This is a genomic window from Rothia sp. HMSC08A08, from assembly GCF_001808385.1.
Classification (GTDB): Bacteria; Actinomycetota; Actinomycetes; order Actinomycetales; family Micrococcaceae; genus Rothia; species Rothia dentocariosa.
The window spans coordinates 144461-154545 of the sequence record NZ_KV793079.1; the positions used below are offsets into that span (position 1 = coordinate 144461).

Sequence of the window (10085 nt, forward strand, 5' to 3'; positions counted from 1 at the left end):
GACCTCTCATCTACCAGGCTAGGGCACGACGCCAGAAGAGTGAGTATTCGGGATTAGCCCAGGCACGACGGTAGAGTATCCATGTGACGAGGGCGAGAATTGCTTCGCCGATAATGATGGGCAGATAACCGCCATCGTTCGGGATGATTGAAAAGGCGACAGTGACGATCAGCAGGTGTACCGCACCGATAATGTGCACAGTCTTAAACATGGTCATGTATTCCAGCTGATAGATGAAGAGCGCCATCGCCAGGAACAACCATGCCACCGTCAGTCCCGCATAGGCGAGCGGGAAGGTGTTCGGTACGAAGATATACATCAGAATGCCCGTAATGACCGAGCAGATAACTGAGACAATCAACGTGTTGCGCACGGAGGCGTGAGAAATACGCACTACAGCGTGCGCCTCCGGCTCAATTTCATTGAAGGGAAGTTTATTGAAGAGGGTCCACAGACGCTGAATAGAGCCGTTCACACGGTTAGATTCAACCACGAAGAAGTAGTTGTAGGCGATCACGCAGGGAACCAGGCTCATATAGATGGCGATAACGTCGATCTTGCCGTTCGTCACCAAGAAGAGCACGTATTTATCAGCCCAGAGGATAGAACCGGTCAGCAGGCCGCGAATGACGTCGCGGTAGGCGGCTCCTAGGGGAAGGCGGCTGAAGTGGAACAGCTGCTTAATTTCACGCCCAATACCGCTGAACAGAATGGCCGACCCTACCAGCGGAGGCAGGAACCACACGGTCGGCAACGTCAGCAGAACAATCGTGTAGCCCAACCATGCGAAGAACCACAGCGGACGGTTTTTCGCCACGTTCGGCACAATAAGCAGCTGCGCATACGCAACGTTCAGCATACTCAAAAAGAGGAAGGATACCAGCGCCACCATATCCCAGTGCAGCACAAGCACCACGGGAATGGCGAAAAGGAACGCGATGGGCAGGCCCACCAGATAGAGGTAGCCCCAGTGGCGGCTAAACGCCCTCAGCTCGCTAATATGCTGATATTTCGGGTCGGTATCGAGAGTAGCAAGAAGTTCTTGCGCCTCTTTGGATTTGTGATCCCGTTTGAGAATTGCCGCTTCTTCCTGAACTTCGCGGCGCGCATCCTCAACTTTCAGATGTTCGGATTCGAGGGCGCGGTAAATAGGCATGCATACCGCCTGGCTTAACCAGGGAACCACGATGGATGCCGCCAGAATAATCTGGATAAGCGGAACCGACCCCACATAGTTCTTGCTGAGAATGGGGGTTACGAACGGGAACGCGACTGTTAGGAGTGCAACGGGAGATACATAGAGAAGAAAATTGTAGAGGAGTCTCCAACTCCAGCGGTTTTTCGGGATGTCTGCATGGTGGGAAGACAAGACGGGAACTTCTTTCGGCGCTATTCTCACCTAATGCCTATATGTATATTGCCCCTGTACCTGTGGTTTAAGGGCAGGGATGGGCTACGCGCAGGAAAAACTGCGCTGAGTAACTAGGTGATCGGTTTTCGGGATTTCAACCCCTTGTATTGTATACGTGTAAACTATTTTTGACACGCAGCCCGCAACTGGGATTTATGCCACATATTCCCCGCTTTTTAAGGCAGGGGAAGCCGCATACGTGCATCACAAGGTTTCACTACTACTTGAGTATAGCGGTACCGAACCAAGTTTGCGGGGTTTACCGTCAGATGTGCACAAAAATACCTCACGCACCATGCGCTGAAATACTTAAAAATCCCTGATAAATAGCGGAATATCGGCTAAAAAATATTCTTCATTTTAATCAGCATCACACCGCGACACGACGACAAAAAGCTGTTCCCTGCCCCACCCACACGCGGGCGGAGAGGGAACAGCTTTTGTTATCTCTCAAGAAGAGATTTAGGACGCGCTCGACAGGGTTCGCAGCGCCACCGAGATCACGGCTAGGCGCGGGTGCGATGCGCTGTCGGGCTCGGCATTGCGAACCTCTTCAAAGATGCGGTCGATATTGCCCACACGGGTCGGGTGGTTCTTAATCCAGGAATCCAACGCCTGCAAAGCCCCCTCGGGGTTGCTTGGCGCGTGGCCTGCGTCTTCCTCCGCCACCGACGTTGCAAGCTCTGCGGCGGTCTCGTAGAGGCTGCCGCGCAGGGCCTGGCGAGAGAGGGTCTCCCAGCGGTCGTTACGGGGCAGCTCGCTAATGAGGCCGAGCAGCTCATCAACCTTGAAGCGGTCGTAGGTTGCGAAGTAAATCGGTGCCAGCTCAACCGCCTTGAAGTCGTTATCGCGTGCAGAGCGAATAACATCCAAGAGAGCGTACCCCTCGAAGCCGCGAATCCAGATAACAATAAGTTCTTCGGGAAGACCCCAAGCCTCGCCGGCATCGCGCTTGGAACGAACCCGTGCGCGGGAAACATCCGAGAGGTATGCGGGCAGGTTCTTGCGAAGCTCCACCACATCGCCAAAGCGTTCCAGCAGGGAGCTGAGCGGGTTGCCCGCAACCACGCCGCGCTCGGCGATAAACCAACGCACCACGCGGTCAAGAACACGCTGATCATCGTGCAGCACGGTGTTCCATGCATCCAGGGCGGTGTGTGCGGGCAGTTCGCGGTGCAGTTTCGCGGCCTTACCCAGCTCGAAGAGCTCGCGGGCAACGATGAAGGCGCGGGCGACCGCATCCACCCCAACGCTGGTTTCTTCGACCGCGCGGTAAGCGAAGGTGATGCCACCCAGGTTCACCATCTCGTTGGCAACGCGGGTGCAGATAATCTCCTTGCGCAGCGGGTGCGAATTCAGGTACTCGCCGAAACGCTCCACCAGAGGTGCCGGGAAGTATTCGCGCAGCAGGCCCTCCAGGTAGGGATCGTCTGCGAAGTCGGTCTCTTCCAGAGCGTGTGTGAGGTAAATCTTCACGTAGGCGGCCAGCACGGAAAGCTCAGGGCGGGTCAGCATCTCGCCGGTGGTGTCAAACCGTGCCTGCAGTTCCTTATCGGTGGGCAGGAACTCGACGGCGCGGTTCAGACCGGCGTGCTTTTCGAGGTCACGCATCAGACGCTTGTAGACGTCAATGCCCAACGTGCCGTAGTTGAATTCACCCTGCAGCAGAACATTCTGCTCAACGTTGGTTTCAAGCACCTTGGCGCCGACTTCGTCCCGCAGGGATTCGATGAACGATGCCCGCTCATCCGGCGAAAGCTCGCCGCGTGCCACTAGGCGGTCCACCAGAATCTTGATGTTCACCTCGCGGTCACTGGTTTCCACACCTGCGGAGTTGTCAATGGCGTCGGTATTGATGATGACCCCGTTGCGTGCAGCCTCCACACGGCCCAGCTGGGTGAAGCCGAGGTTGCCGCCCTCGCCCACGATCTTGGCGCGCAGCTCGTTGCCGTTCACGCGCAGGGCGTCGTTTGCCTTATCGCCCACCTGCGCGTTCGTTTCGGTAGATGCCTTCACGTAAGTACCAATACCGCCGTTGTAGAGCAGATCAACCGGAGCCCTCAGAATCGCGGAAAGCAGCTCGGAGGGTGCCAGCTCGGTAACATCGTCCTCAAGACCCAGCACCTCGCGCACCTGCGGGGTAATCTCAATGGACTTCAAACCGCGCGAATACACGCCGCCGCCCTCAGAAATCAGCTCGCGGTTGTAATCCTGCCACGAAGAACGCGGCAGCTTGTACAGGCGCACGCGCTCCTCGAAGGAGACGGCGGGATCCGGGTTTGGATCCAGGAAAATATCGCGGTGGTCGAAGGCGGCGACCAGGCGGGTTTTCTCGGAGCGCATCAGGCCGTTGCCGAAGACATCGCCGGACATATCGCCAATACCCACGGCGGTGAATTCTTCGCTCTGGCAGTCGTGACCGAGTTCGGCAAAGTGACGTTTGACGGATTCCCACGCGCCGCGGGCGGTAATGCCCATCGCCTTGTGGTCGTAGCCAACCGAGCCGCCGGATGCGAACGCATCGCCCAGCCAGAACCCATACTCGGCGCTGATCGCGTTTGCGGTATCCGAGAATGCGGCAGTCCCCTTATCGGCGGCAACCACCAGGTAGTAGTCGTCACCGTCGCGGGCGATCACGCCCTCGGGGCGGACTACGGTCTCGGTGCCGTCGGTGGCAACGGAGAGGTTATCGGTCACATCCAGCAGGGAGCGGATAAAGACCTTGTAGGATTCGCGACCCTCGGTAATCCAGGCGTCGCGGTCCACGGCGGGATCGGGCAGCTGCTTGGGATAGAAACCACCCTTGGCACCGGTTGGAATAATGACGGCGTTCTTGACCATCTGTGCCTTGACCAGGCCCAACACCTCGGTGCGGAAGTCGTCGCGACGGTCTGACCAGCGCAGACCGCCACGCGCCACATTGCCGAAGCGCAGGTGCACGCCTTCCACGCGCGGGGAGTACACGAAAATCTCGAACTTGGGGTGCGGAAGAGGCGCAAAATCGATCTGCTCGGGCGCAATCTTGAACGCAAGCGCTTCTCGACCCAAGTAGGCGTTGGTGCGCAGAATAGCCTTGAGAATTTTCAGGAGCGAGCGCAGGTAGCGATCGGCATCCAGGGTCGGGATCTTGTTGAGTTCTTCGCGAATCTGTTCCAGGATTTCTTCGCGTTGAGCTTCGCGCTGCTCGTCGGTGAGCCCATTGTTCGGGTCGAAGCTGGTGTGGAAGAACTGGACGTAGAGCTTTGCGATCTGCGGGTACGCCATCAACGTATTTGACATGAACGACGGCGTGTAGCCCAGACCCAGCTGAATCAGGTAGTGGTTGAAGGCGCGGAATAAGCGAACTTCTTTCCAGGTGAGCCCGTGTGCCAGAATAAGCCGGTCCAGGGTGTCGGAGTCGCGCTCTCCCAGCAGGTAGGCGTTGAGCGCGTCCTCGTAGAGCGTTGCAACAGCGTGCGGGTCTACACCTTCGGGGAACTGCACACCAAAGTCGTACAGGTATCCGTAGTCCTGCCCATCTTCGGGCGCGAACTCGTAGGGCCTTTGGTCAACGACGACCAGTCCCATATTCTGCATCACCGGGAGCAGCTCGGTGAGGGTATGCGGTGCTGACAGGTAGGTCTTCAGACGGGTGGTAGCTAAGTCGCCGGTCTCGACTTTGATAGCGGCGGGCCTCTGGGTATCGCCCGAGAGAGATTCAAAAATCACAATATCCTCGATCGCGTTTTCTACTTCGTAGTCGGCGCGGTAGGTTGCTGGCGCGGCTTCCGCCCAGGCGGAGGCGAGCCGGCGTCCTTCTGCACCGGGTTTCCAGCCCTCAAGCGCGGCGGCGGTAGCCTCTCCCCAGGAGCGGGTAGCGGCTTGCAGGCGCTTCTCAAGGGCGCTTACATCAACATCCGGCACGACGTTCGGGTCGGCGAGCCGGATGCGGAAAAACACACGCGCCAGCGACGATGCCGAGAGGTAAATCTGGTAGTCGATGGCGGTTAAATCAAATTCTTCGCGGAATACCTGCTGGATGCGGGTGCGCACAGAGGTGTTGTACCGATCGCGCGGCAGATACACCACCGCAGAGATAAACCGTGCGAACTGGTCGGGGCGCAGGAAAAGGCGGGTCTTGCGCCGTTCCTCCAGACCCATAATGCCGCGGAAAGTTTCGGTGAGTGTATTCACCGTGGCGTGCATGAGCTCAAGGCGCGGGTAGTCTTCGATGAAGCCGATGAGCATCTTATCGGAGTAAGAGCCGGGGTGGAATCCCAGGCGACGGCGCACCATGGCGATACGCTCGCGAATGAGCGGGGTTTCTATGGCTGGCAGAGAGTATGCCTGGCGGGTAAACAGCCCCAGAATCACGTATTCGCCGACCACGCGTCCGCTCGCGTTGAAGCGGCGCACCCCAATGTAGTCGAGGTAGTCGGTACTCTGAATGGTGGAGCGGGTGTTCGCCTTCGTAATGTAGAGTGGGCGCGGCCTGAGCGCGCGGGCGAGGGTGTCGTTTTCCAGCCGGATGCGGTGCTGTCCTTCGGTAGACCGCAGGATACCCAACGCCGAGTGAGGGCGGTCTGCCAGTTCGAGTACCCCCGAGGAGCCGTCGAGCAGGCGCTCTTTGATACCCATAAAGAGGAAGTTACCGCGGGCAAGCCAGCGCAAAAAGTCCTGTGCGATTTCGATGCGTGAGGAAGGTTCGTTACCGCCGGGATGTGCGGTGAAAGATTCTTCGCCTTCGCCGAGGGTTATGCCGCGCAGCGCATCCAGGGATTCGGCGATGGTATTCACGCGCTCGGCCATGGCTTCGGCATCGGTTTCGCAGGCTTTAATATCGTCGAGGATTTTCAGGGCGGTAGCGCGCAGGCGGTCGCTGTCTTCGTCGTTGAGCTTGCGGGTGAGGCGAATCGCGATCCAAGACTCGATCATGGGATGCGCCGTGAGCTTGCCGTCCTTCGCTGAGAGCACGGGCAGCCCGTAGGTTGCGGTATCGCCGCTGGCGAGGTTACTGGCGCGACCGGCGCCGCGTGCCGAGAGAAGTTTTCCGTTGGGGTCGCGATCCACGATGAAGATGGGGTGGAAGAGCGAGTAGACGCCGCCGAAGTCTGAGGCGATTTCAGCGGTGAGGGAACTGACGAGGTACCCCATATCGTCGGTGACGACGAGCAGCGTGGTGGAGTATTCGTCGTTGTGCACTGTGACCGCAGGGGTATTGGGTTCGCGCGTCTCAGCGAGCGCACGGTGCGCTCGCGCTAACTCTTCTAGTTCTTCCGTTGAGAAGACTTCTCGGTCTTCAACGGGGCTGTTCTGGTAATACTGTTCAATCCACGCATCATCGCCAGACCAGCGTTTCATAGCGTTGTCATTCACTGACAAGGTATGCCTCCGAAGTTTGTATCACTTCTCTGTGACGTTCTGTCTGTGTTTTATACGGCGTTGTGTGTAATCTCTTCCTAGCTTATACCCTGTACACCGGTGCAGGCTTCCATTTTAGGGAAATCCGGCAGGAAAATATTTTTATTGTGGAGATAAATCACATATGCTTCTGCTCTAAGCAATATTTGAGGCTTTTCGCGTTGTTTTTGAGGCATTAAACCCGTATTTATGGTGTTTGCATGTATTCCGGTGTCTGTCATGTTTTTAGCCGGAAAGCTGCATGCAATGAGGGCCTTTATTCCGAGTGCGTGTCATGAACACAGTTCCGGGAGCGATGGTTTGCCTTGGAAGTGCATCCTTCAAAGCCTTAACCATCGCCCCCGGAATTTTTATCTATCCTCCCGTTTGGTCTTATTCCCCGTATGGTTCGTGCCTGAAGACGAACTTTCCGATAGTTTTACCGGCGCGAAGCCGCTCTAAAGCCTGGGCACCGTCGCGAATATCGACTTCCTCCTGAATTGGCACCGTCACCTCGCCGGATGCAACCAACGCCAAAGCGCGGCGCAGATAGGCAGTAGCGATATCGGGGTAGGCATTGGAGAGCAGCCCGATGTTGAAGCCCATCATGCTGATGCCGTCGAACCAGAAGGTATTGGTGCCCACCGTCTGATCCCCGTCTTGAGCGGCGTTGCCCACCACGATCAGCCGCCCCTCAAAACGCAGAAGTTTAAGGAGTTCGGGGCGGGCACGCCCAGAAACCGGGTCGATAATCACGTCGAATTGCCGCCCGCTCTTATCCGCAAGTTCATCGCGCAGCCATACCTCGTCATAGCCGAGTTCGAGGGCGAGTCGGCGTTTTTCTTCGGTACTGACAATGCCAACCACCTTTTCGGCGCCCATGAGCTTGGCGACCTGCCCGAATTGCGTGCCCAGACCGCCCATAGCGGCCTGCACCAGCACGTGTTCGCCGGGCTGCAGACGCGCCGTGCGTTCGAGCGCTGCAAGGGCTGTAGGGGTATTAGCAGGAACGACCGCCGCCAATGCCGGTTCATACCCGCAGGCAGGGGTGCCACAAGGTTTGCCTGCGCTAGGCAGATTTGGCCGAAGCCGCCTCCTGAACCCAACAGAGTCAGCGGAGCCGCAACCTTATCTCCCACACGCAGGCCGGTTACTCCTTCACCGAGGGCATGGATGCGCCCCGCGGCTTCGATACCCGGTGCCCAGGGAAGCGGAAGCTCTGCCATGCCTTCGGCGAGAAGCGCATCGACATACCCGACTCCCGCGTATTCTGCGCGAATGGTAACCTGCCCGGGGCCTGGGGTGGGTTCGGGCGCGTTCTGGTACTGCAGCCCGTCGATGCCGGTGTACTGCGTGATGTTGAGGGCTTTCATAAGACTATCCTTTCTATAGCAGATACCTTAATAGTAACAGCTATCTGTTATAGAAGATACAGAAACGCATCCCTTACACAAAGAATGGGTGCTGGCAGCAATACACTCGCCCGTAAAGCGGGAGCATTTTCTTCATCTGGGAGCAATCCGGGAGCACTTAAACTGCTCCCGGATGAAGAAAATGCTCCCGAAATTTCTACGCACCCGAATACCCGAAATAGCGCTGCTTCTAGTGACCGCGAGCCCTCGCTAAAGCTACGCCTGCGCCACGGTAAGCGGATGCGCATCCAAGTAAATCACCAAAAGCTCTTCGGTCACGTCAAGCTCATAGGCAAGCGCGGGCAGGTTATCCGGGTAAAAGGCGGCGGCGCGGCGCAGATCCTCCGGGTCGATCAGATTTTCTGCGGCCAACAGGTCACAGCTGCGCTCACGGCGGGCGCTATAGGATGCATCCCAGGCGTCGTGCTCATCTCCGCGCACGGCGTGCACGAGTTCATGGGCGAGTACGGAGCGTTCTTGCCGGGTGCGCATTCCTTCGCGCAGGGTAATGGTGCGGCTGGCGTGGTCGTAGCGACCGAGCATCCCGTGCCCGGGCGTTCCCCAGACGATATCGACCCCGAGCGTATGTGCATGAGTGTAGGGATCGTAGCTAGGCACCAAAGAATCCCTCCTCACTGTCGTAGATTTCGCCGCGCTTTGCAGCCAGGGCGTAGTCCTCTGCCGTATATTTGCGCTCCCCTTCGCCGGATGCACCGCTCGCGGCACCCGCGACTGCTCGCCCAGCTTGTGCGGATGCGGGAGCGGGTACCTCCACGGGGGTGGCGGGAGGCACTGTGGCACGCACCGACTGTTCCCGAGTTTGCGCCGCCGTCATGCGGCGCAGCACCTCGCCCATTAAGTCTTCGTTGGAAACATCGCGAATAGACCCGCCCACCCGCAGAGATTTGGCGCGAGCGGTGGTGATAAGCCTGCTTTCGACCATGAGGTCGAGCAGGTCAAGCCCGAAGCGGTCGGCTATCTTGACGAGGGTTTCTACATCCATTACTCCAGCGCCCGAGAATCGCCGCTGAATAGCGTTGGGGTTCATGCCGAGTTCGGCGGCGAGTGCCCGCTGGGAGAGTCCTGTCTTGTATTTGATGTAGTCACCGATAGCCATGCCACCAGTCTAGCAGACTGATTTATTTTTCGGGTCATAAATATTACAAAGTCATGCATTCTGCCCGTAATTCTAGGGTTTTAATCGTATTTTGCATTAATAATTCAATCAAAACGCATGACTTTTTCTATCGTTTCGGGTATGCTGGCACAAGGTCCCACAGCATACCCCTCCAGATAGAACCTGCCCCCGTATCTCAACCAGCAGAAAGGACGAACTATGACACGCATACAAAAACCGCGCCAGCAAAAACGACGAGCAATTCAGCGGTTCAATTGGTTTAAGCATCTCAACGCGATCATTCCTGCGGTAGCCACTCTTCTGCAGGTGTACGGTCTGCTCAGCCATGAGCAGGCGAGCGCCTGGGCTGCGCTGGCATTAACCATCATCAGGTTGTGGTTAAACTGGCGCGCAGAACGGATCTCGCACGCAGCTGAGAGCACCTCACATTCCGTGTCACAACGCAGGTAGTACGTGCGATCTCCAAAAGCGGCGGAAAAAAACGCCCCGGCATTCTGCCTCTGCTAGAGAAGAGATTGCGCACCATGAAGGCATCTAAAATCTATCCGAGATTTTAGACCATGAGCTTTCTCAAGATATAAGTTCCCGCAGATTCCCCGCGCCTACAGGGGGCCTGCGGGAGCTTTATCCGTCTTAAACATGCTTCCGATAGGTAAACTTTTATACTCGCGGTAGCATGAGTAGCAGACTACCCTACAAAGACGGAGATCCTATGCGTACCCCTCGTACCAGCATCATCATGCCG

6 protein-coding genes and 1 pseudogene are annotated in these 10085 nt (G+C 57.3%); 1 reads left to right on the forward strand and 6 read right to left on the reverse strand.

The window, feature by feature from the left end; translation table 11 throughout:
- Positions 1-10: 10 nt before the first annotated feature.
- The 6 genes and pseudogenes from HMPREF3164_RS09415 to HMPREF3164_RS09435 all read right to left on the reverse strand — a co-directional run bounded on the left by HMPREF3164_RS09415 (position 11) and on the right by HMPREF3164_RS09435 (position 9319).
- The gene (locus HMPREF3164_RS09415; RefSeq protein ID WP_239664803.1) at positions 11-1369 is read right to left on the reverse strand and encodes a hypothetical protein; all 1359 of its coding nucleotides are present in this window, start codon (positions 1367-1369) and stop codon (positions 11-13) included.
- A 504-nt stretch (positions 1370-1873) separates the two neighbouring features.
- The gene (locus HMPREF3164_RS09420; RefSeq protein ID WP_246822668.1) at positions 1874-6751 is read right to left on the reverse strand and encodes an NAD-glutamate dehydrogenase; all 4878 of its coding nucleotides are present in this window, start codon (positions 6749-6751) and stop codon (positions 1874-1876) included.
- A 432-nt stretch (positions 6752-7183) separates the two neighbouring features.
- Positions 7184-7813, reverse strand: a complete 630-nt coding sequence (locus HMPREF3164_RS11430; RefSeq protein ID WP_239662006.1) for a zinc-binding dehydrogenase — start codon at positions 7811-7813, stop codon at positions 7184-7186.
- A 77-nt stretch (positions 7814-7890) separates the two neighbouring features.
- Positions 7891-8163, reverse strand: a pseudogene (locus HMPREF3164_RS11435) (alcohol dehydrogenase catalytic domain-containing protein); the annotation flags it as partial.
- Positions 8164-8418: 255 nt separating this feature from the next.
- Entirely contained in the window at positions 8419-8820 is a 402-nt protein-coding gene (locus HMPREF3164_RS09430; protein WP_048755387.1) for an ImmA/IrrE family metallo-endopeptidase, read from the reverse strand.
- Positions 8813-9319: a helix-turn-helix domain-containing protein gene (locus tag HMPREF3164_RS09435; protein WP_070450695.1), complete on the reverse strand. Its 507-nt coding sequence runs from the start codon at positions 9317-9319 to the stop codon at positions 8813-8815. The genes HMPREF3164_RS09430 and HMPREF3164_RS09435 overlap by 8 nt, the downstream gene beginning before the upstream one ends.
- Positions 9320-9538: 219 nt before the next feature.
- Here HMPREF3164_RS09435 and HMPREF3164_RS09440 point away from each other — a divergent pair, with 219 nt between their 5' ends.
- On the forward strand, positions 9539-9790 hold the full coding sequence (locus HMPREF3164_RS09440) for a hypothetical protein (RefSeq protein WP_048779555.1): 252 nt from the start codon (positions 9539-9541) through the stop codon (positions 9788-9790).
- Positions 9791-10085: the final 295 nt, after the last annotated feature.

Excerpts from the sequence above, each read along its gene's own strand:
- HMPREF3164_RS09420 (WP_246822668.1), bottom strand. The coding sequence starts at position 6,751 with ATGAAACGCTGGTCTGGCGATGATGCGTGGATTGAACAGTATTACCAG.
- HMPREF3164_RS09435 (WP_070450695.1), bottom strand. The coding sequence starts at position 9,319 with ATGGCTATCGGTGACTACATCAAATACAAGACAGGACTCTCCCAGCGG.
- HMPREF3164_RS09440 (WP_048779555.1), top strand. The coding sequence starts at position 9,539 with ATGACACGCATACAAAAACCGCGCCAGCAAAAACGACGAGCAATTCAG.